The organism is Sulfobacillus thermosulfidooxidans, from assembly GCF_001280565.1.
Classification (GTDB): domain Bacteria; phylum Bacillota; class Sulfobacillia; order Sulfobacillales; family Sulfobacillaceae; genus Sulfobacillus; species Sulfobacillus thermosulfidooxidans_A.
This window is the reverse complement of sequence record NZ_LGRO01000001.1, coordinates 2,067,757-2,088,892: the sequence shown is the minus strand read 5'-3', so window position 1 is coordinate 2,088,892 and position 21,136 is coordinate 2,067,757. Positions and strand designations below refer to the sequence as shown.

Below are 21,136 nucleotides of genomic sequence, written 5' to 3'. Positions count from 1 at the left end.
TCCTAGTGCATATTTGCATATTTCTGTATGATTTGCCAGAACGATGGAAAATTCGTTACCAGGCGGATCGCAAATCTCTTATCAGTCGCGCTCTCACGGGGAAAGCCACGATGCGATATATGCCTTGTTATTTGGGGCGCAACCAGGGTCGGTCCCTTCAGGTTCCACATCATAGACAGCATCAGCCGTTTCAAATGCTTCGGCGATAAATTGGGCGCCATTGTTGGTGCGCAGAACGAGGGGCATGTGCCATGCGGTTGACGTGGGATGACGGTTTGGTGCAGAGTCGAGCGCTCATCGGTGGCTTAGCAGCGAAACCCGATATGATCCATCACAATCATGTGGGCACAGACGTCGGTAATCGTTAGCGCAGACAAAAACCAGTCTTCTTTGGCAATCACAGAGACAATATTCATTTAACAGAGCTGGTTCGGAACCGTAATCACGCGATTCGCTCCGCGTCACGAGCGAAGGAAACCCACACCCGATATCTCCTGGTAATGTATCCCATAGTGTCGTCATCGTCATCTATTACGTGTGACAAGGCAATTTGCCTGGATATTGAGGGGTTAATCCGCATGGCCCAGATAAAATGTCGAGTGACAGATCCTTCTATCTGAGAGGATTCCACCACGGCGAGCATGGCGATCAATCGCTATAATAATTTCTGGGGTTTATTATCACTTGACGTGTTTAGAGATTAGCGAAATCGAATGTTGGCGAATAATTAATTACCTGTTGAGTTCCCAATTAAAAGGTAAAACCCATGTGTTTGTCGAACAAACATTATCACAATCACAACGAGTAACCTAATCGATTAAACTAATAATCGTGTAAACCCGGTGGGGTTCGCTTGACTCACCGTTTTCTGATCATAGCAAATGGCTCAGTGGGGTTATTAAATCTTCTGGAATATATCATATTTCCCGAAAACATGGAAGGGAGGTCTCCTGTGTATTGACACCGACGGCTACAATGTTGTGTCGCCAAATCTTTTCAATGCATTTGTTACGACCTATACCACAACCCATACTGCGAATTGCAAATTCCTCATGTCAACGTGACCCATTGGGCAAATCTTGTCGCAAGTATTTGCGGAATTCTGCAGTGCGCTCTCAAAGCACTGACAACTGTATGTGGTTATATAACTTCGTGACGCACTGCACTCTACATAGACTTATAACCACCCTGTCGAATTAGTTTGGCGGTTGTTGGATGATAATTCATCTCTTGAGGCATTAGTAAAAGTATTTTGTGAGAAGTACCCGATAAGCAATCCGGAACAAATCGCCACGGACATTGCTAAATTTCTACAAAAATGGATCTCCAGCTTGGTCCGAAAAGAATGAGTCGTCCGAATAGATCACTGCGTAGGGGGAACCCATGAAATTATTCGCGCATAATAGGCGCTGGATGTTATTGATGACCGGACAATTCGTCTCGTCAGTCGGAAATAATTTTTATACTCTGGCGATTTATTGGTATGTTCTTACCATCACACATTCTCGTGTCGACGTTCTGTGGATTGGATTGGCTCAAACTTTGCCGGCGGTTGGCAGTTTGTTTTGGGGAGGGCTGATCGACCGTTTTGATCGTCGCTTCCTAATTATTGTGTCGGATTTGGGTCGGTTTGTGTTGGGCTCACTACTGTTTTGGTTGACTAGTTCTATTGAACGTCCTTCGATTGGGATATTGTTCGTGGTAGTCTTTGTGCTCAAGTCACTCGGGACGATTTTTGGACCATCCCTTATGGCATTTATTCCCACCCTCATCTCCAGCGACCAATTACCTTCGGCCACCGGCATTTTCAAGGCGATATCCGGTTTGGCCAGTTTAGTGGGTGTCGCCATGGGCGGCATTCTCATGGCCCTGTATGGGCCGTCCACTCTGTTTGGCATAGACGCCTTAACTTTTCTGGTTTCTTTGGCCTCTTTATTGTTGATTCGCACGTCGGGTCCGATTCGCACAACAAACACGGATGTTCCGTTGTGGTCTGCATGGAAGACCGGGATCCGCGTCTTGTGGCGATCTTTGTGGATCCGGCGATTTGTTCTGGTAGCTATGATGGCCAACCTCGTGCTTGTGCCGCTAGAGATGGTATTGCCCCAGTGGGTCCACGGGCCTTTAAAAGGAACGCCTATGACGTTAGGATGGCTCAATACAGCATTTTTGGTTGGATTCATTGTGGGTGCAGTGATGGTCGGATGGGCACAAAGATGGCCGACGGCGCGCGTACTCGGATGGGCCTTCGCGGGAATGGGCGCTTTGGTGGTGTTGTTTGGCCAAGTCACTGCAATTCCCTTGCCTTATGCCATTGCAGCGGGAATTGGTACGACCATCGGTTTGGTCGAGTCTCTCGTGACGTCATCTTTGTTAGCAGCGATTCCCGAGAAAGTGCGCGGCCGTGCTTTTTCTTCCTATAGTGGGATCTTGAACTTGATGACTCCCGTGGGGATGGGGCTCACGGAGCTGATAATTGGATGGTTAGGCATCGCCGCATTATTTGCTGGCGCGGGTTCGATGGTATTGCTGCTGAGTCTCATGTTTCTTATTCCGGCCCAGCCGCCTACGTCGGAAGCGATGATGGCAGCCGTCGGCGATCCTCGCGAACGGTCCACGCCAACCTATAATAATTAAAGAGGACAAGATGGTATTGTGACGTATTTTATCCGTATCGGGAAAGTCTGACCCAGGCAATTCTACTTTTAGCTGTTTTGTTATCGTCGTCGATTGCGATGTTAGTTCAGTCCTTCGCGTTAGATTTGCAAGAGTGGATGGTGGGATGAAACCGGCTATCATTGTCATCTTTAATAATGGATCTCTAAAGTCCTCGCTTATTCAACAAAAAATTCTTATTCAACAAATAATTAAAGAACGATTCCGGATGAAGTTCGAATATTCATTAGCTCTTGCGCAATTGCCAACGCGATCACTAAATGGATCAAGCAACCGGACCATTATGGCTGCTCAAATGGTATGTATTCCCATCTACGTAGCACCATTGGAATTTTTGGAAGCGCCAGGCGCTTTCGAATAATGAGCGTATGAAATTCATCAACGCATAAACGGTCCGTCAATCCTTCGTTCGTGAGCAGTAAACACAACGGGTGTGTGAAGCTAAAATGATTGAAGAAATTCGGGTTCATGACCAGATAACCCGCGAAGCGTTTGGGAGGCATGCGGGCTCGGGGCGAGTTGTCATTCTTCCACCATGCCTTCGGTAGGACCATAAGTGAGAGATATTTGCCGCACCGTGCGAAAGCCGAGTACGCTGATATTCGTGAATATACTGGTGACGGCCATGGCCCACAGAACGGGGCGCACGCCCAATATATGGATACCCAGACCCGCAAGCACAAAGGCGACGGGTAAGAGGAGATCGCCGAGGGTCGTATCCCACGCATCGATGCGTCCGATAACGCGCGCTGGAATCTGCTGGCTTATCGCTGTGTCGGAAAACACGGATTTTATCGCGAGGGCAGCTCCCATGAGTCCCACGGTCACAGCCACCCATATAAGGTTCCCGTGTAATGCTAAAAGGATCATAGGGAGTGCGATAAAGATCGCACTTATGAGTTGGATGACCACAAAAGGTCTGGGCCAGGTTGCCCGATAGGCTATCAGTACTCCCGCCACTCCACCGACCATGGTAGCACTCCGTAAAATTGCCCAAGCCAAAATGCCGGCATAACTTCTGTGGGTGATCGTCGGGCCTACCACGGCAAACGCTCCCATAATCATATTATTAAAGGACGTTGCCAGCGCAAGCCATAGAATCCATCGGAATTTGATTAAGCACTTCCAGCCCTGTACAAAATCTGCGTACCAACTGGTCCGGATAGCAAGTTCAGGCGGTGGCGTCTTATAACGGATCCCCCGGAGGGTTAGGGCACTGAATCCAAAGGTGCCCGCATCCAATAGAAAGACACTCCAGAACCCGACATCGCGCACTAAAAATGCGGAGACCAGTGGGGCGATAATCCGCGTACCCTTACTCGCCAGGCTCTGTGCGCTGACAACCTGCTGGAGAGACGCCGAGGGAATCAGCTGTCGGCGGAGGCTGGTCGCTACTGGATCGTAGAGACCTTGCAGCGCACCTTCCACTGCGGCTTCGCCGTAAAGCCATAGGATGCGCGCGTCATGAAAAATATACAAGAGCGCCAAGGCCGTGAGGGCGAGGGCTTGCACGCCGTCTGCGATGATCATCAAAGGAACTCGCGGTAATTTGTCTGAAATGGCGACGCCAAATGATTGCACCACGACGCGAACGCCCCACAAAACCACAAGAATCTTCGCAAGGCTCACCGCAGAATCGCCCAAGGATAAGATCGCAAATACAAATGCAATGGGCATCAAGTTATTCCCGAAGGCGGATACGGTTTGACCGAGCCAGAAGCGTGTAAAATGAGGAATGCGAAAAATTTCCGGAACTCTCATAATAGGTGTTATCCCCTTTGCGGGATACGAAGATGGCATTTTTATTTTTTCAAGAATCCCCGTCCCGTTTATCTCACAGTTTTCGGCGAGACAGTGCAGTTTGACGGCAACGTGAGAGTTGTTGATCATGTAACCCGTAACGGGCAGGTCCGGACAGCAATTCAAAAAAGCATGGAACCTCCCTCGGGGGAAACGAAGCGCCTTTGGTTTTTGTTCCCTCCTTCGGAGCCTCACAAGAAGTTACTATGGCCGTTAGAGTCACAATAATATTTCCCAAAATATTATCACATCCGGCAAGCCCAATAACATTCCACTTCACTTCAGTGTATATTTTCACTATCATGAGTTAAGAAGCCCGAATCATACCCTGATTTTGGGGTGTGATGTGCTGAAGGGGGATGGGTTACAAGCCGCATTGGATGCCGTTAATCCGGTTGTAATCGGGAAAATCCAGCACCTTGTTGAACGCTATAATCAAATTGATCGGAATTCCTTCAATAGACCAGCCTAACTTTGATGCGACAATCCGGAGCGAGATTGGAAATTCGATAAATTTCTATATAATCGCCACCAGATCGGAATTGATTACGATCCCATGATCTGATGGCGGTCAGTTCTATCGATATAAGCGGTTTTATGCGGGGCCGTGAGGTTTGGTGGCATTTTGCCACTCTTTTTGCCGTAATTCAATGCGCCGAATTTTTCCAGAGACAGTCTTCGGCAAATCCGTCACGAATTCGATTGCCCGGGGATATTTATAGGGCGCCGTTTGCGTTTTGACATGATTTTGCAGGGTTTCAGCTAATGCCGCACTGGGCTCAATTCCTGGTTTCAATACGACAAAAGCTTTGACAATTTCTCCACGGATGGGATCGGGGGAAGAGACGACGGCTGCTTCTAATACTTCGGGGCGTTCGACAAGGAGGGATTCCACTTCAAAAGGACCAATGCGGTATCCAGAACTGATAATCACATCGTCTGCGCGGCCTACAAACCAAAAATATCCATCCTCATCCACAATGGCCCGGTCTCCGGTTATGTAATAATCCCCGACAAACCGTTTTTGGGTTCCTTCCTCATCATTGACATAGCCCTGAAATAGCCCACGCGGTCGTTTCGGATGCACCTTAATCGCAATATCTCCTTCTTGACCTGGTGGTAAAGGAACACCTTGATGATCAATCACGGTCATTTCAAATTCCGGCGCCGGTCGTCCCATAGATCCCGGTTTAATCGGTTGTCCTGGAGTGTTACCGATTAATAAAACCGTCTCAGTTTGACCATAGCCATCGCGTATATCAAGGCCTGTAGCCTGCTTAAAGATTTGAATGACTTCGGGATTGAGGGGTTCCCCAGCTGATACCGCGCTTCGAAGATGTGGAAATGACCAAAGGGAAAGATCTTCTTTGACGACTAACCGGTAAACGGTTGGTGGTGCACAGACCGACGTAATGGGATGTGTGGATAAAATGTGCAAAAACTGTTGGGGATCAAATTTACCGGTCATATTATCGACGAAAATGGCGGCACCAACCATCCAAGGTCCAAATAATGAACTCCATGCGGCTTTGGCCCAACCTGTATCTGAAATATTCCAATGCAGATCGTTTTGGTTGAGTCCGAGCCAATATTGAGCGGTGATGGTATGGGCCTCTGGATATCGTTGATTATGTAGAACCATTTTGGGATATCCGGTAGTGCCGGAAGTAAAGTAAATTAATGTGGGATCAGTGGAGTCCGTAGGAAATCCATCGAACACCGGGTTGTCCAAATGATAGGGATCAAATGAGATCCAATTGGGTCGGACTCCTCCTACCACAATGGGATGCGTTAAATGAAGAGCCTCGTCCTGTAATTTATCAGCAATCTCGGGCAGAACGATAGCTGAGGTGGCGTGAGAAACTTGTAAGCGGTACAAGAGATCTTTAGCGGTTAACTGCGTTGTTCCGGGCATAGCGACGGCGCCTAATTTATTTAACGCGACCATGATGGGCCAAAATGCCGGGTCTTTTCCTAGAACAATAAGGACGCGGTCCCCTTTGCCGATGCCCTGAGCTTTTAGCCAATCGGCAGTCTGCCCTGAAAGACGTGAGATATCTTGGAAAGTTAACAGCATATTCGTGTCATTATGCATCATCGATAACGCGAGCGCGTCCGGCTTTTCTTGAGCGTAGCGGTCGATCACATCACGGCCAAAATTCCATGGATTGTCCGGTGTCATGCTTATGCCTCCCCCATAACGATTGATATTGTCCCAATACGCCAAATGCTTGAAATATTCCTGTTCAAATTGAAAATTTTGTTCGATTTTGACTAGCATCCGCATCTAACAGAAATGGTGACTTGGAACGAAATGTGGGCGTTATATGTATGAAAGGGGTAACGGAAATGAAGTTCGCGTTCTTGAGCATGTCATATTGGATGGCGGGACTGTTAGGGATGAATGTGTTGGCAGGATGCGGGTTTAAGCCGTCGCCAGTGGTCAGTCATCATACCCATGTCTCCGCCAGCCCTTCATCTCAGTTTGGCGTATCAAAAACTCACTCAACCCATATAAAATCATCGACGTCATCTGAAATGATGCCGCACTCGACGCTTCTACGGCTCGGAGACTTGTCGGTTCGGGTGCCGAATACCTGGAAGGTTCACTCGTTCCATCAATTATCCTTAGGAGTGCGCCAAATCGTTGCGAATACGGGCAAAGCACGTCTTACGCTGACAATGGACCCACTGAACCGGTCCGATGTCTTTCAATTGCTTCCGACTCTTCCTAAACCGCAGGGACTTATCAAAAATCCTTGGAATCAGAGTCCATATTTTACCGAAGCAATGGAAAATATTCATGGCGAATTGTATGTGACGATGTCGGATCTGAGCTTGCTGGGTTCTCGGTATGCGATGAATATGTCTATGCCTACCAGTGAATCAGAGACGGCGCAGAGTATCCTCGCGTCTATAAAGGCGCCTCAGCCATTGAGTGTTACCCAAGGAGTTCGTTTGTTGCTAGCCAAGACTCGACTGTCCCACACCCCTTCTGAAAGTACATGGACCATGGGGCAATACCGGTGGCTGCTGGTAGGCGGCGAGGCGGCTACGGCACAAGAGCCTTTTTTCCTCTTTCGTTCCAAAGATGGGGGAAGACACTGGAACCTGGTGAATTATACGCGGTGGACGGCGTCACCCTACCAGGTTTTTCCTGACACTGTAGGAAACCCCGCACTCGCATTTTGGACAACTGAAGACGGACTAATTGCCCAACCATCGTATGCGACCCCGCAGATTCTCCTGTTTCGGACCACGAACGGCGGAATATCATGGCAAGAGACACGGATCAATTGTCCTAGTCAACCTAATATCGGCAAAGTGCCAACCATCATCTTGGCGGGTCATGGTCATATCACCGTATCGGTTTCCCTCAGTTCTGGAAAGATTTTTCAAGTGTCTAGCCAGAATAATGGGATTAACTGGCAGGGATAGGAATATAGAGTGGAGGTTTTGTTTGTGACTGCGCTCCGCGTTGAGGGGGGCGGATGACGGCTGAAGTGATTGAAGTGATTAATGAGAGCGTGAGTGTATGCAATCTGAACCCCATAAATTAGCACTTTTCGTTTTGCGATTGAAATTCCCTTTATTCTATATGAAAACTTGTTCGATCTGTGTTGGCCTCCAAACACGGACTTTTGCATTGCGTTGTCTTATCGTAGAGATTTAAAGACGTTTTTGCATAGAGAAAATATCTGTCAACATGTATAAAAACTTTCTAAAGAGTGTAGTGTTGTGATTGGAATTTGACATGTGTAATGACAGGTGATATATATTCCAAAATGGAGGTGAGATGATGGCTACGGAAGAACTGGTAGAACCCCTAGGTATTGAATGGGTCCCCTCGGCGAAAAGGCATGGGAAACCCTCTCAATTATTTTCGTTGTGGTTTTCAGCGAACTTAGGAATGCCGGCATGGCTGGTTGGGGTATTAGGTCCGGTATTAGGCTTAGATTTAGGTCAAACTCTCTTGGCTATTATTTTAGGAAATATTATTGCGTCTCTTTTAGTGGGACTGACGGCAAAAGCAGGCACGGGCCAAGGACTAGCTCAATTACCATTGAGCCGCAGTATTTTTGGGCGCCGGGGCAATTATTTGCCTTCCTTTTTAAATACCTTATCGGCTATCGGGTGGTACACGATTAATACCGCGGTAGGCGGAGAGGCCATGGCGAAATTATTACACATTCCCCTAGCCCTCGGATTATTTCTCGTTGCTGCGGGTCAAATAGCCCTGGGATATTTAGGCTATGATATTATTCATCGATTTGAACGCGTTATGGTGTATGTTCAAGGCCTGTTATTTGTCTTGATGAGTTACGAAGTGATTCATCATTTGCCGCATCTGGGTTTAGCGCACGCAGGCAATTACGGAGATTTTTTGTTGGAATTGGCTGCCGTTGTCTCCTATTCTTTTAGTTGGGCGCCTTATGCATCAGATTACGGCCGTTACTTGCCGGAAACCACTTCACCCCAAAGCGTTTTCTGGGCGACATTTTGGGGAACATTTGTGGGCACGGTGTGGGTCGAATGTATTGGCGCGGTGGTTGGAGCGTTAGGTTGGGGCAATTTGAGTCCCATTGGGATGGTGCAAAACTTGATGGGACCATTAACCGGTTTTGCCCTGCTCGCGATTATATTTGGCACAATGACAGCGGACGCTATTAACGGCTATACGGCAACTTTGTCCTTATTAACGCTGGATATTCCCATCCGCCGCACTCATGCTGCGATTTTCTTAGGCGCGGTCGGCTGGCTTGTGGCCTGGTTGGCCAATTCCCATTTGCTGGCTGATTATGAAAACTTCTTATTGCTCCTCAGTTATTGGGTCGCACCCTGGGTGGGAATTGTGTTGGTTGCGGCCTATCACGGATTGATTAACAAAGATCGTGCGCTGTCGTCCAAAGGTGTAGACACCGCAGCGATCGGCGGATTTCTTGCTGGAATTGTGGCCGTCATTCCCTTTATGTCGACGATCCTTTTCGAAGGTCCTGTCGCCAAAATGTTAGACAACGGTGATACAGGATACTACGTAGGTATGCTGGTGGGGGCGTTGGTGTATTATCTCTTATTGCGTCTTCGCAAGTCCGCCGCGCTATCCCATTCGTTATCATAATCCTAAGGCTCAGGTTTTCTGGCGGTGCCTAAATGGGGCGCCGCCATTTTTCTTTAGGACGGGCAATTATGAAGGAGAAACAGGTTTGTCCGTCACAGACAATCCCGCCCAGAAATCGAGTACCATGGTGTTGTAAACATCAGGTTTTTGCCTATTAGCAACGTGCCCTGCTCCGGGAATAAGGCCTACTTGCAACAGAGGATTACCGATATCGGCTACATGAACGGCAGCATGGCGTTCGTAGGATTCTTGCGAGCCATTAAGCACGAGTGTCGGAACAGAAAGAGTTCTGAGGGCGTGATCATCGACACGGGGATAATGAAAGGTCATATCATCAAGAACCGCCATTAATGTATTCTTCCAGCGTGTACCATGGAGCGTGAGAAATTCTTGAACGATTTGGGGCTGTTCTTGTTCAATACGTTGAAATTGCTCATATTGTTGCCGCATTAACGGTTCGAGTTCTTCAGGAATAAAGGGCGAGTAGCCACTTAACACGAGGGTTTGACACAAACCTGGGTTGTTTAAGGCCACATGTATGGCAAGAGAAGCGCCTAACGATAAGCCGACAAGATGTCCTCGACCTTGGTCTTCAATGAGATCCATGAGCCATGAAAGCGTTGAAGAAAAATAGGGACGGGTGCCGTCCAAGGGATTTGACCCATGTCCCGGTAAATCAATGGGAATCACCGTAAAAATATCGTGCCAGGCGGTAATTTGGTGGAGAAAATGACTCTGTGAAGTGCCCATAAAGCCATGAAGCAAATAGATGCGATCCAAAATGTACCCTCCTAATCGAGAACCTCTGCCAACCCGAAATGGAAGTTTGTTAACACTTATTGGTTTCTTAAAAATATGATACGGCAAAATTCCCTATAAAACGCCATATTCTTGGTAAATTGAAAACAGGGACGTGAGTGCCTTCCCAATGGCGAGAAGTCTTAGAATGGGATCCGGGCAATGAAATTTGGATCCCGGATCCCTATATGGGAGTTATGGCTTCAACGAGGAGGCCGATGTTTGAGCAGCCGACAAGACCATTACCGATAAGGCAGTGAGAGAAGAGGTATTGCCATTGGTAGTCGGAATGACCCACACTCGAACCGGAGCACCCACCTGTAACTTGCTCCAGTTCCCTTCCGGAACATAAATGGCGGTATGAGACGTCAGAGCAATATTGGCGAGTTGCGGTTGGTTGGGCACTTTGAGTGTGAGTAAGGACGGACTTAATGCACTGATTGTGCCGTTAATGGGTGGAAACGACACATGAATGACTTGGGCAATGACTTGGTTATCGGCGGTTCCCCGACCTTTGACAAAAACACGATAGCCTTTTTGCAAGTATTTGAGACCGCTGGTGCCTGTTAATGGCGGTTCCCCGGGCATGACATATTGGGTATGGTCGGTTAATTGAACTATGCGCGACAATGTTGTTAAATCGCCATGGGGATCCTCTAATGTTAAGGCCACCGTATTGGCATTAAGATTCGTAATTTCCCCCCGTAGTGCCACTTGGATAGCGGGCTGGCCTGTGACCGCGCGGGTCAAGGGACCGGGTGCTTTCTGGTAGGCATAGTGCACCACCACAAAAGCGACCAACAACGCCATTAACCATCCTGCAGTTCTCCGGGACATAGAAAATTTCTGCTTCATGTCCATCCCTCCTGGTTAGGAGATATTCGAAAGCAGGACATTTTAGTCCCTGTTGCGAACAAGCAATACAAGAAAATTTTAGGAGTTTTGATGACGATGACACGACGCGATCACCAGTTTATGCAAGGCGCTTTGATTGTTTTGGCAGCGAGTTTGTTTTGGGCGCAAAGTCTTCACAATGGTTTAAGTGGGGATGTGTTTTGGCAATGGGCGGCGGGCCAGTATATGATTCATCACCATCTCGTCTTACATCGTGATGTTTTTTCCTATACCCTGTACCACAAGCCTTGGGTCACAGAAGAATGGGGCTATGAAGTTCTCTTAGCGGCCTTGGTGTCTGAGATGGGAGGCGTAGCATTTTGGTTGATGTCAGCCGGAATGGGAACTATTTTGGTAGTGTCATTGGCCTGGTTGTTATCCTTGCGGGGCATTAAAGGTCTTAAAAATGGCCTCTTGGTTTTAATGGCGACCCCTGGATTGGTCGAATTTGTCAAGGACCGGCCTCAATCTTTTAGCTATGTTTTTTTTGTTTGGATGCTCATCATTTTGTGGGATGCCAAAACGCATCCGAGGCGTCTTTGGTGGTCGGTACCCTTACTGTGGGTATGGACTAATATGCATGGCAGCTTCCTTCTGGGGTTTTTGTTGCTCCTATTGGAAGGTATTTGGATAATGGTGCCGATTAATACGGCCCGGGTTAAAACGGTGCCGAGCCAGGTATCGCTGAAACAATGGGCGGGGGTCTTTATCGTGTCGGTCCTGGGCTCGTTCATTAATCCCAACGGGCCCGGACTTTGGGCCTATTCTTGGCATGTGTCATTTTCTGAACGTATTGCACAGTATATCGCGGAATGGCAATCGCCGAATTTCCACATGATGATTTGGGTTGTCGTGATTTTGGTTCCCCTATTCCTTCTGGTGTTGCTGATGCTGTTTGGTAACATCCCAGTGAATTGGCCCGACTTTTTTCTTGTGGCCGGTCTCTTTTATGCCACAATGAAATCGATCCGGTTTCTTCCTTATTACGATGTGCAGTGGGCTGTGTTACTGGGAGTTTTCACCCGGGATTGGCCTTTTCGCCGGATTCAAGGATATGTGGTAGCACCGATTGTGCTGTTGTTAACCGGGTTAATCCTTTTTGAAAAACCCATCGTCCCCCCTGGAAAACCGGTAGGAGAACCAATTTTGGCAGCACAATATCTTAAAACCCATCAGGGCCGGGTTTTTAACATGTATCATTGGGGAGGATACCTGATCTCCCAGCATATCCCCGTGTTTATTGACGGTCGGACAGACTTTTATTTACAGGGACATCAACTCAACCAATATATGGCTATCAAAAATTTAACAGAAAATCCGAATATCATTTGGAAGCAGTATCATGTGCACTATGTGCTGTGGCAACCGAAAACCGCGGTGTCGACATATTTATTATCATTGCCTAAACAATGGACACCTATTATAAAGACCAAGACGGCCATTTTATTTGAACACCGGGGTTCGTGGTGAGATATCAAGAAGAACACACAAAAGAAAGGAGAGACGGTCTTTGGTGTTAAGAACGCCGATTATTGAAGCGCTCAAGGCTTATAGTGCTAGCGGCAAAGCCAGGTGGCATACGCCTGGTCACAAAGGCCGGATGCCCTTACCCTATTTGTTAGGGGAGTGGGACGTGACAGAAGTGCGCGAACTGACCCCCAAATCGGATGGCCACGATCCTATTCATGATTCTGAGCGCCTCATGGCCCAAAGTTTTGGTGCCCAAAAAACATGGTATTCGGTCCAGGGGGCGACCTTGCCAGTTATGGCAGCCGTTTTAGCGGCGTGTCCGCCGCGGTCTTCCGTTGTGGTGGATCGCATTGCCCACCGCTCGGTGCATGCGGCCTTAATCCTCGGACACCTTCGGCCGATTTGGGCCTATTCCGAGATGGGGCCCGGGGGTTATCCGTTGCCTGTCAACGATGAGGAACGTGCCCGGCTCATTGAACAATTTAAGCCGAAAGCTGTCATTGTGACAAATCCCACTTATGAAGGACTCGCAGCGGATCTTTCGGCCACGGCAGCCATTTGCCGTCAGCACAACATTCCATTAATCGTTGATGAAGCCCATGGCACACATTTTTGGGGACATGAGGGTTTTCCCCGTTCTGCATTGATGCAAGGCGCCGATTTAGTGTGTCATGGGGTGCACAAGACCGAACTCAGTTTAACGCAAACTGGTCTATTGCACCTGAATTCTGAAATCATTTCCATGTCTCAGGTCCAAGATACGTGGGATCTTTTGGCGACGTCGAGCCCTTCTTATCTCTTATTAGCGTCTCTTGATTACTTCCAATATTTACGCCATCAGAGAGAATACCACCGAGGCTGGCAAGTTTTAGCCGAGCAGTTGCGAGACTTGCGTGTGAGGTGGCGGGATCAGGGGCTGAGCCTGTTGCAAGATTGGTGGGAGCGTCAAGGCGGACAAGCTGATGCCGCTAAATTGACCATTCTTGGAGACGGATCCCGTCTTCTTCACCGACTCGAACAATTTGGGGTGGAAGAAAAATCAGATCCCTTTGGCGTGACGCTCATTGTGACGCCTTATGATGACATCAATACGGTGAAGTCCGCCCTAGCTGCTGTTCTTGCTCACCGAGACATTGATTATCACCGGGCTGCTCACTGGAGACGCTGGCCTATCCTGCAACAAATAATGCCGCCTTACCAGGCGATGACGGCAGAAAACGAATGGATTCCCTGGTCCAAAGCTTTAGGCCGGATCGCAGCAAGACCCTTGATACCTTATCCCCCGGGCATTCCTCTCGTTGTTCCGGGCGAAGGCATTAATCAAGACGTGATATCATGGCTAACAGAGTACCGGGAATGGTACTTAAGGGGCAGTGGAGACCTAAAAGGATTACAACCCCCTCCCCCAACAGGGGATGATGAAGGGAAGGATGAAGGGCTATGGGTGATCAAAAACGCAGTGCCCTAATTTCATTTGAGGGTATAGAAAAAGTCGGTAAAACGACGCAGATCTTGCGTTTGGCAGCATGGCTGCGAACCATTGGATATCCGGTAACGGTGCTTAGGGAACCCGGGGGCACCATGCTTGGCGAATCACTACGAAGCTTGTTATTGCATACGGTACAAATACACAGTGCTGAGGCCGAATTATTACTTTTTGCAGCGGCCCGGGCGGAACTCGTCAAAACGGTCATTCGCCCCTTATTAGCGCAAGGACACATTGTCATCATGGACCGGTTCAGCGATTCATCCGTGGCATACCAGGGATATGGTCGGGGAATCGATGTCCAGTGGGTCGAAACAGTAAATCAGCACGTCACAGAGGGATTAAAACCTGACCTGACATTTTGGCTCAAGGGTCCTTCATTTTTCGAAGGAGAGGACCATATTGAAAAGTCGGGAAGAGAATTTTTCCAACGGGTGGAATCCGGCTATAATAAACTCGTTGAACAAGATCCTGCCCGATGGCATATTGTGGCCAGTATGCGTCCGGTGGAAGATGTGGCGAAAGACATTCAGCATGTGGTGAAATCCTATTTAAATATTGAGTAACGTCCTGCATGATGACGACAAGATAGAGCGTAGACGACGTATGCAAACGGGATACTTAACATGGCACAACCGTGAAGGGTCTTTCAGGGATGGATTTATTTATGAGGAGGTTTCTTGGTGAAACTGGTCATTGCCATTCTTCAGGACAAAGATGCATCGGGAGCGGTTACCGAACTTAACCGGCGGGGATTTCGGGCGACGAAATTGGCGAGTACGGGAGGCTTTTTGCGCGAGGGCAACACGACGATATTGGTGGGAATTGAAGAAAAAGATGTCGAAGCGGTCATTCATATTTTGAAACGGACGTCAGCTGCCCGGCAAGAGACGCTTACGCCACAAACGCCCTCGCATAGTGGAGAACCGTATATTCCTTTCCCGGTTGAGGTGACTGTGGGCGGGGCAACAATATTTGTCGTGGACATTGATCGTTATGAAAAATTCTAAAGCGTATTTAAGTTCGTGGCCCCTGATTCTGCAGGCGTGGCAAACCAAGCGTTTAGGCCACGCCTTGGTGATTCAAGGACGCCAAGAGAAGGCGGATTTACTAACCACCGCGCTTTCACGACAAATGACCTGCGAAGAACAGGGATATAGAGGGTGTGAGTGCCGGTCCTGTTCACGTGATATCTTCGACCATCCGGATGTCATTCATATCCAACCGGAAAAAGACCGGATTCGTCGCGATCAGTTACAGATCGTTTTGCAGAATATTAACCGGCCGCCACTGTGGAGCCATCGTTTGGTTATTTGGGTGGACCAAGCCCACCGTTTAACCGAAGCGGCCCAAAATTATTTGTTAAAAAGTCTCGAGGAACCCCCTAGCTATGTCACCTTTATTTTAGTGACAGAACAAACTCATGGACTCTTACCTACGGTGAGAAGCCGATGCCAAGTCGTGCGGGCTGATCCCGATCTCCAGGATGAAGCTAGGCAGTTTGATCCTTATCAATTTTTTGCCGGCAATGACTTAACCAAAGAACAACTGATTCAGTTTTCTTATTGGGTCAGAACCCAATATCGCCGGCACCAGAACAAAGCCTGGCTAGAACTCTGGGAAGCGAGTTATCAAGCTTTTCAACATTTGAACGCCAATGGTTCCCAGGACTTGATCAAAGAGATTTTACGGGACGTGTTCGATCATGTCCGGCAATAAGGCCATATGGTGGGTCTATATTTTACGATGTCAAGGTGATGTGTTTTATACCGGAATCACAACCAATCTGGTTCAGCGTTTTCGCGTTCATCAGCGAGGAAAAGGCGCCAAATTTACCCGGGCACATAAGCCGCTGGAGGTCTGGTGTCAGTTTGGACCATACACCAAATCCCAGGCGTTGCGCGAAGAATACCGCATTAAACAGCTGCCCCATAGAGCAAAGGAGGCCCTTAAACTATCGTGTCTGTAAACACGGATCATCACTGGGTAGAACCCGGGCATGTATACCTGGTGGGAACGCCTATTGGAAACCTCGAAGACTTTTCGCCCCGAGCCCAAGCGGTATTACGGCAGGTTGACCGGATTTTATGCGAAGATACCCGGGAAACAGAAATTCTTTGCCGTACTTTTGATATCCACCGTCCCTTGGTGTCGTTTCATGCCCATAATGCGTCACAGCGTCTGCAACAAGTGGCAACGTGGATTGCCCAAGGAGAAAGTCTTGCACTGGTTTCAGACCGGGGAATGCCGGCTATTTCTGATCCGGGTCAAGAACTAATGGTCTGGCTTTATGAAAACCATATTCCGTTTTCGGTCATTCCTGGCCCGTCGGCGCAGGTTACAGCATTTGCAGCTTCAGGATTTCCCCACCCCTATGTATTTTGGGGCTTTATCCCGCCACATGGAAAAGCCCGGCGCGAGAGACTACAGGAAATTCATGCTTGTCCTTATGCCAGTGTGATTTATGAAGCCCCTCATCATATGGACAAGACCTTAGCCGATCTTGTGGAGCTTTTAGGGAGGGATCGCCTGGTTGTTCTCGGGCGGGAACTGACTAAACACTTTGAAGAGTTTTGGAAAGGGACGCTGGGTGAGTTAGTGAGTCAAAACCGGACTTGGAAGGGAGAAATGGTCTTAGTGTTAGGACCAATGCCTTCCGTTTGTGATCAAGAACCCGACTGGGGCAAGCTTATTGATGACGTGGAAAATTTGGTTGCAGCAGGGCACACAATCAAAGAGGCGACCCAGCAGATCGCCTCCCAATATCACATTTCCCGTCGAGAATTGTATAATCGCGCTCAAAAGAGCCGGAACAATTAAACCGCTTCAATATGCAAGCTTTTTAAGCAATCGTGGCAAATATTCTTACCGCGGAAAGTCTCAATGTTTTCGGCGTTTCCGCAGAAAATGCACGCCGGTTCATATTTCCGCAGGACGATTTTTTCTCCATCGACATAGATTTCTAAGGAATCTTTGTCTTCAATTTGTAATGTCCTCCGCAATTCAATAGGCAGGACGACGCGACCAAGCTCGTCCACTCGACGGACAATTCCTGTTGACTTCATGCCTTCACTCCCTCATATTCGACAAGCTTTTGGAAGTATAATACCAGAACTACCAAAATATAGTCAACAAACTTGAAAAATTTTGTCGAGTAAAGGATTGGAAAAAACAGGGATAAAAGATGGCCGTGCCGACAATGATGAGACGGAAGATGGCACTAGGATTAGCACTGCATTTTGGTTATCCCCGAGATATGCTTAAGACACGCAACATGAGTTCCCGGATGAATTGGGAAGACGGAGGTTTGGGAGGCTAGAAAACGTGATTGAGAATGATCGTATTCGCCTGCTAATGATGCAAGGAACATCTATTGAAGACATGGTCACTATTTTAGGTATTTCGCGTGAAGAAATGGACCGACAGATTCGGTTGATCTTTAGTGAGTTGTTGAGTCGGTACGGAACAATAGCGGGAACCGGGGAGAATATGGCACGCTTTGCTTCCAATTGGGATTTGCTGACGGGTTCTTTAACACGCTATGCAGGAGAACAGGCATTGGCGAAACTCATACGTGACGTAAGAGCGCATAATCCTTTAACGATAGCCTTTTTAGACATGGATAACCTTAAAGCGGTAAATGATCATTTTGGACATCAGGCGGGAGACCGTCTATTGTGTCGTGTCGTCCATACGATTTTTAGTCAAATTCGCCGTAGCGATTTAGTGATCCGGTGGGCGGGCGATGAATTTGTGCTGGTGCTACCGGGTGCATCAGTTCCTGTCGCCAAAGAGCTCATCGGGAGAATTCGCACAGCAGATCCGGAAATTCAATTTTCCATTGGTCTTGTCCAATACCACCCGGGGGAAGATTTGAATGCCCTCATTGACCGCGCTGATCAAGCCATGTATCAAGAGAAGCGGGCCAAAAAGGCTACAAATCAATTACCCGAAAAACAACGAATGGGCATAGAAATTGATCGCCGTCACGCGCTTTCCTATGACCAAAGATTACCTTTAACCAAAAGTTTTCGCATGAGTCCCGAGGACAATTAGTGTTCACGCCGATTTGGGCAAGATATTTCTCAATTTGGAAAATCATGAGAGAGCAACGAGCCTCTGTTCGGTCAAAAAATAAAGGCAGCGGGGATTTGCGTATCGGTAGAAAGGTTCGCAATGCGGTGCTCCATATGACCGCAGCCGGTGCGTAGCGATTACTTTCACCAAAGGTTGGAGCGTTCGGTGTTCTTCTCTTCGCCTGTCTTGGTGTAATACGCGGGCAAGCTCGGTGACTCGCCTCAGAAGCATGTGAATGACCCGTCTGAGAGCACCTAGGAAGCCGTAAAACCAGGAACCGGAAAGATGACAGATAGCTGGATCAGTGATGATCAAACTGATCATTCCATTCTAATGGTTTATGGGTTCATCTGATAATGACCCATACGTGGGGACAACGTGCTTTTTGGCCTATCGGATTTTCCTGTCATCCATTTTAATATTGTGTTTATATGATATATTGGAAATAGGAGTAAAATCTTTTGGTTAATAAGACTTGGAGTCGGTAAGAGACAAAGACAAATACATGTTAAGTGCGAAGGAACAATGTCGCAAGTTTTAAGCGCACACCGGTCCAAAGGGAATGATTATGCATGGAAAAGGGCATGGTGACACAGAGATTACCAAATGACCTGGGGAACAAGATGAAGGCGATTTCATGAATTATAACGAAGATTGCCGACGGAAAGACGGTTTGAGCGGGCTAGAAGAAGAACAGGGTGGCTAAACGTGCCATTGTCCAATGAGAGGCACTCACATAGAGCGTGAGTACGCGTTGTCGGCATGAGACATCCTACCTTCATGAATCGTTGGGGATTTTGTGTGGTACGCTACGGGGCTGTGTTTTCGCGTTCGTGGCAAACGGGTAACAGTGAAACGAGTGAAAAGGAGGCATAAAGGTGAACCATGCATCGACGATTCGATGCGCGCACTGTGGAATTGTTTTGGCAGATTCAATAATCCACTGGCGTGGAGAGGTGTATTGTTGTGCGGGATGTGTTGCACAAGCTCAGAAAGTTGCGAATCAAACGAAAGAACTTGAGCAACTTCGGCTCTTGGTCACAATAGATCCTCTGACACAAATGGCAGCACGTGGACAATTGGAGAACGCCTGGGCATCCATTTCCCATCCACTTCGCGCGGCGGTGCTGTTTGTGGATATCGACCACTTTAAATCTTTGAATGACCGCTGGGGCCACAGTTCTGGGGATGCGGTGTTAACTGAGGTGGGACGGCGTATTGCGATGCAGTTGCGAGAAGGTGATGCCTGTATCCGGTACGGGGGCGAGGAGTTTGTAATTTTGTTGCCGGAAACATCGCTGTCTGACGCCCAGCGTGTGGCAGAGCGTATTCGGTCTCAGATCAGCGCTCAGCCATTTTTGATTCGTGGTCGTTCATTATGGGTCACCATCAGTGTAGGCGTTAGTGCGAATTCGGAAAAAATGCCGCGGTCGTTGACGACTCTCCTTGATGAAGCAGATCAAGCCATGTATTCCGCGAAACTGGGCGGGCGAAATCGAGTCGCTTTAGCATCGGTGTTTGTACCCGATCAGGAGCGTCTCGGATCATGAATACGATCTATCTGACAGGATGTTATTTAATTTAGACTAAACATCCACCTGGATATGACCGGTGGCGAATTGTAATCTGATATTGACCCCATCTCGTTGCGTCTAGAGAGAATAGTGGCCAATTATGGGCCCCGCTTTTTTCACAGGTACGTTTATCCGTTGGGCATGATAAGCTCACAAACACTAGGAGGAATGACATCATGAAGATCGGAATGCTGGGATTAGGACGAATGGGTTCCAATATGGCCCAGCGCCTTTTACGCCATGGACATGAAGTGGTGGTATGGAATCGTACGTCTGACAAAGTGCGCGAATTGGAGAAACTGGGGGCAATAGGGGCTGAGTCAATTCCGGATCTGATTAAAGAATTGCCACACCCGCGGGTGGTCTGGATGATGGTACCAGCCGGAGAAGCCACGGAAACGTTGTTTGAAACCTTGATACCCTATCTGTCTCGGCACGATATTGTGATTGATGGGGGTAATGCGAACTTTCGCGATTCAATCCGGCGGGGACAGCGGGCCGAGGAACTTGGTATCGAATTTATTGACGCGGGAACTAGTGGGGGCATTTGGGGCTTAGCCAACGGCTATGCCATTATGGCCGGCGGAAGTGACACAGCGATTGACCATGTTCGTCCTATTATGGAGAGTTTAGCTCCAGAGGATGGATTTTTGCATGTGGGTCCAATCGGTGCCGGACATTTCGTCAAAATGGTGCATAACGGGATTGAATATGGGCTTTTACAAGCCTATGGCGAAGGCTTCGAGATTATGAAAAAAGGTCCTTTTGAGTTAGATTTTGCCGCCATTAGTCATATGTGGAATCACGGAAGTGTGGTACGCTCGTGGTTATTGGAACTCGTAGAAAATGTATTTAAAACAAATCCTGACCTCAAAGGCATCCGCGGATACGTGGAAGACTCGGGAGAAGGACGCTGGACCGTGGAAGAGGCTATCAAGGAATCGGTGCCTGCGCCTGTTATTACCTTGTCGTTAATGGCCCGTTTTGCGTCACGGCAAGAAGAGTCCTATAGTGCACAAGTTATTGCCGCCCTGCGCAATGCTTTTGGAGGCCACAATATCAAACACGATCCTTCCTAAAGAATTCTCTTCTTTAGATTGAGAATTCCAGGCGGATAGATAGGCTATCTGCCTGGATGTTTTCTTTAAGCCAAGACAAAATATTTTTCTTGAACTCTCCCCTTTTATTTTAATTTTGACTTTGTTGTGGCTAATGATTTTTAGAAAATCGCGTTTACCCCAT

General features: G+C 48.1%; 19 protein-coding genes. 14 read left to right on the top strand and 5 right to left on the bottom strand.

Annotation, left to right across the window (positions count from 1 at the left end):
* Nucleotides 1-1,208: 1,208 nt before the first annotated feature.
* Nucleotides 1,209-1,349 (top strand): PqqD family protein, encoded by a 141-nt coding sequence (locus tag AOA63_RS20580; protein WP_082343890.1) that lies wholly within the window; start codon nucleotides 1,209-1,211, stop codon nucleotides 1,347-1,349.
* A 34-nt stretch (nucleotides 1,350-1,383) separates the two neighbouring features.
* On the top strand, nucleotides 1,384-2,637 hold the full coding sequence (locus AOA63_RS10280) for an MFS transporter (RefSeq protein ID WP_053959614.1): 1,254 nt from the start codon (nucleotides 1,384-1,386) through the stop codon (nucleotides 2,635-2,637).
* 561 nt (nucleotides 2,638-3,198) lie between these two features.
* Here AOA63_RS10280 and AOA63_RS10270 read toward each other — a convergent pair.
* Together AOA63_RS10270 and AOA63_RS10265 are read right to left on the bottom strand one after the other, a co-directional pair.
* The gene (locus AOA63_RS10270) at nucleotides 3,199-4,437 is read right to left on the bottom strand and encodes an MFS transporter (protein ID WP_053959612.1); all 1,239 of its coding nucleotides are present in this window, start codon (nucleotides 4,435-4,437) and stop codon (nucleotides 3,199-3,201) included.
* Nucleotides 4,438-5,071: 634 nt separating this feature from the next.
* Complete coding sequence (locus tag AOA63_RS10265) at nucleotides 5,072-6,658, bottom strand: acyl--CoA ligase (protein WP_053959611.1); 1,587 nt, start codon at nucleotides 6,656-6,658, stop codon at nucleotides 5,072-5,074.
* Nucleotides 6,659-6,846: 188 nt separating this feature from the next.
* Between AOA63_RS10265 and AOA63_RS10260 the strand changes: the two genes are divergently transcribed.
* Nucleotides 6,847-7,914: a hypothetical protein gene (locus AOA63_RS10260; RefSeq protein ID WP_206742825.1), complete on the top strand. Its 1,068-nt coding sequence runs from the start codon at nucleotides 6,847-6,849 to the stop codon at nucleotides 7,912-7,914.
* Nucleotides 7,915-8,272: 358 nt separating this feature from the next.
* Nucleotides 8,273-9,595, top strand: coding sequence for a purine-cytosine permease family protein (locus AOA63_RS10255; protein ID WP_082343888.1), 1,323 nt, complete (start codon nucleotides 8,273-8,275; stop codon nucleotides 9,593-9,595).
* Between the two features lie 66 nt (nucleotides 9,596-9,661).
* On the opposite strand, the gene AOA63_RS10250 is transcribed toward AOA63_RS10255, so the two are convergent.
* Both AOA63_RS10250 and AOA63_RS10245 read right to left on the bottom strand, forming a co-directional pair.
* The gene (locus tag AOA63_RS10250; protein WP_053959608.1) at nucleotides 9,662-10,375 is read right to left on the bottom strand and encodes an alpha/beta fold hydrolase; all 714 of its coding nucleotides are present in this window, start codon (nucleotides 10,373-10,375) and stop codon (nucleotides 9,662-9,664) included.
* Between the two features lie 213 nt (nucleotides 10,376-10,588).
* A complete protein-coding gene (locus tag AOA63_RS10245; protein WP_053959607.1) occupies nucleotides 10,589-11,248 on the bottom strand; it encodes a DUF5666 domain-containing protein in 660 nt (219 codons plus the stop codon).
* A gap of 96 nt (nucleotides 11,249-11,344) precedes the next feature.
* On the opposite strand from AOA63_RS10245, the gene AOA63_RS10240 reads away from it, so the two are divergent.
* The 7 genes from AOA63_RS10240 (at nucleotide 11,345) to rsmI (ending at nucleotide 17,063) form a co-directional block, all read left to right on the top strand.
* Nucleotides 11,345-12,757: a hypothetical protein gene (locus tag AOA63_RS10240; RefSeq protein WP_053959606.1), complete on the top strand. Its 1,413-nt coding sequence runs from the start codon at nucleotides 11,345-11,347 to the stop codon at nucleotides 12,755-12,757.
* A gap of 43 nt (nucleotides 12,758-12,800) precedes the next feature.
* A complete protein-coding gene (locus AOA63_RS10235) occupies nucleotides 12,801-14,225 on the top strand; it encodes an aminotransferase class I/II-fold pyridoxal phosphate-dependent enzyme (protein WP_242848377.1) in 1,425 nt (474 codons plus the stop codon).
* Entirely contained in the window at nucleotides 14,198-14,809 is a 612-nt protein-coding gene (gene tmk, locus AOA63_RS10230) for a dTMP kinase (RefSeq protein WP_053959604.1), read from the top strand. Before AOA63_RS10235 ends, tmk begins: the two co-directional genes overlap by 28 nt.
* 117 nt (nucleotides 14,810-14,926) lie before the next feature.
* Complete coding sequence (locus AOA63_RS10225) at nucleotides 14,927-15,253, top strand: cyclic-di-AMP receptor (RefSeq protein WP_020374268.1); 327 nt, start codon at nucleotides 14,927-14,929, stop codon at nucleotides 15,251-15,253.
* Nucleotides 15,240-15,962, top strand: a complete 723-nt coding sequence (locus AOA63_RS10220; RefSeq protein WP_053959603.1) for a hypothetical protein — start codon at nucleotides 15,240-15,242, stop codon at nucleotides 15,960-15,962. The genes AOA63_RS10225 and AOA63_RS10220 overlap by 14 nt, the downstream gene beginning before the upstream one ends.
* Nucleotides 15,949-16,212 (top strand): GIY-YIG nuclease family protein, encoded by a 264-nt coding sequence (locus tag AOA63_RS10215; protein WP_053959602.1) that lies wholly within the window; start codon nucleotides 15,949-15,951, stop codon nucleotides 16,210-16,212. Before AOA63_RS10220 ends, AOA63_RS10215 begins: the two co-directional genes overlap by 14 nt.
* Nucleotides 16,203-17,063, top strand: coding sequence for a 16S rRNA (cytidine(1402)-2'-O)-methyltransferase (gene rsmI / locus AOA63_RS10210; RefSeq protein WP_053959601.1), 861 nt, complete (start codon nucleotides 16,203-16,205; stop codon nucleotides 17,061-17,063). Before AOA63_RS10215 ends, rsmI begins: the two co-directional genes overlap by 10 nt.
* Here the strand turns inward: rsmI and AOA63_RS10205 are convergent.
* A complete protein-coding gene (locus tag AOA63_RS10205) occupies nucleotides 17,060-17,308 on the bottom strand; it encodes an AbrB/MazE/SpoVT family DNA-binding domain-containing protein (protein ID WP_020374272.1) in 249 nt (82 codons plus the stop codon). The genes rsmI and AOA63_RS10205 overlap by 4 nt on opposite strands.
* A 259-nt stretch (nucleotides 17,309-17,567) precedes the next feature.
* Here AOA63_RS10205 and AOA63_RS10200 point away from each other — a divergent pair, with 259 nt between their 5' ends.
* The 3 genes from AOA63_RS10200 (at nucleotide 17,568) to gnd (ending at nucleotide 20,973) form a co-directional block, all read left to right on the top strand.
* Nucleotides 17,568-18,299, top strand: coding sequence for a GGDEF domain-containing protein (locus AOA63_RS10200; protein ID WP_053959600.1), 732 nt, complete (start codon nucleotides 17,568-17,570; stop codon nucleotides 18,297-18,299).
* Nucleotides 18,300-19,198: 899 nt separating this feature from the next.
* Entirely contained in the window at nucleotides 19,199-19,870 is a 672-nt protein-coding gene (locus AOA63_RS10195) for a GGDEF domain-containing protein (protein ID WP_053959599.1), read from the top strand.
* 200 nt (nucleotides 19,871-20,070) lie between these two features.
* Nucleotides 20,071-20,973 (top strand): phosphogluconate dehydrogenase (NAD(+)-dependent, decarboxylating), encoded by a 903-nt coding sequence (gnd, locus tag AOA63_RS10190; protein WP_053959598.1) that lies wholly within the window; start codon nucleotides 20,071-20,073, stop codon nucleotides 20,971-20,973.
* The last annotated feature ends 163 nt before the right edge of the window (nucleotides 20,974-21,136 follow it).

Excerpts from the sequence above, each read along its gene's own strand:
- AOA63_RS10280 (WP_053959614.1), top strand. The coding sequence starts at position 1,384 with ATGAAATTATTCGCGCATAATAGGCGCTGGATGTTATTGATGACCGGA.
- AOA63_RS10270 (WP_053959612.1), bottom strand. The coding sequence starts at position 4,437 with ATGAGAGTTCCGGAAATTTTTCGCATTCCTCATTTTACACGCTTCTGG.
- AOA63_RS10265 (WP_053959611.1), bottom strand. The coding sequence starts at position 6,658 with ATGACACCGGACAATCCATGGAATTTTGGCCGTGATGTGATCGACCGC.
- AOA63_RS10260 (WP_206742825.1), top strand. The coding sequence starts at position 6,847 with ATGTCATATTGGATGGCGGGACTGTTAGGGATGAATGTGTTGGCAGGA.
- AOA63_RS10255 (WP_082343888.1), top strand. The coding sequence starts at position 8,273 with ATGATGGCTACGGAAGAACTGGTAGAACCCCTAGGTATTGAATGGGTC.
- AOA63_RS10245 (WP_053959607.1), bottom strand. The coding sequence starts at position 11,248 with ATGAAGCAGAAATTTTCTATGTCCCGGAGAACTGCAGGATGGTTAATG.
- AOA63_RS10240 (WP_053959606.1), top strand. The coding sequence starts at position 11,345 with ATGACACGACGCGATCACCAGTTTATGCAAGGCGCTTTGATTGTTTTG.
- tmk (WP_053959604.1), top strand. The coding sequence starts at position 14,198 with ATGGGTGATCAAAAACGCAGTGCCCTAATTTCATTTGAGGGTATAGAA.
- AOA63_RS10220 (WP_053959603.1), top strand. The coding sequence starts at position 15,240 with ATGAAAAATTCTAAAGCGTATTTAAGTTCGTGGCCCCTGATTCTGCAG.
- AOA63_RS10215 (WP_053959602.1), top strand. The coding sequence starts at position 15,949 with ATGTCCGGCAATAAGGCCATATGGTGGGTCTATATTTTACGATGTCAA.
- AOA63_RS10205 (WP_020374272.1), bottom strand. The coding sequence starts at position 17,308 with ATGAAGTCAACAGGAATTGTCCGTCGAGTGGACGAGCTTGGTCGCGTC.
- gnd (WP_053959598.1), top strand. The coding sequence starts at position 20,071 with ATGAAGATCGGAATGCTGGGATTAGGACGAATGGGTTCCAATATGGCC.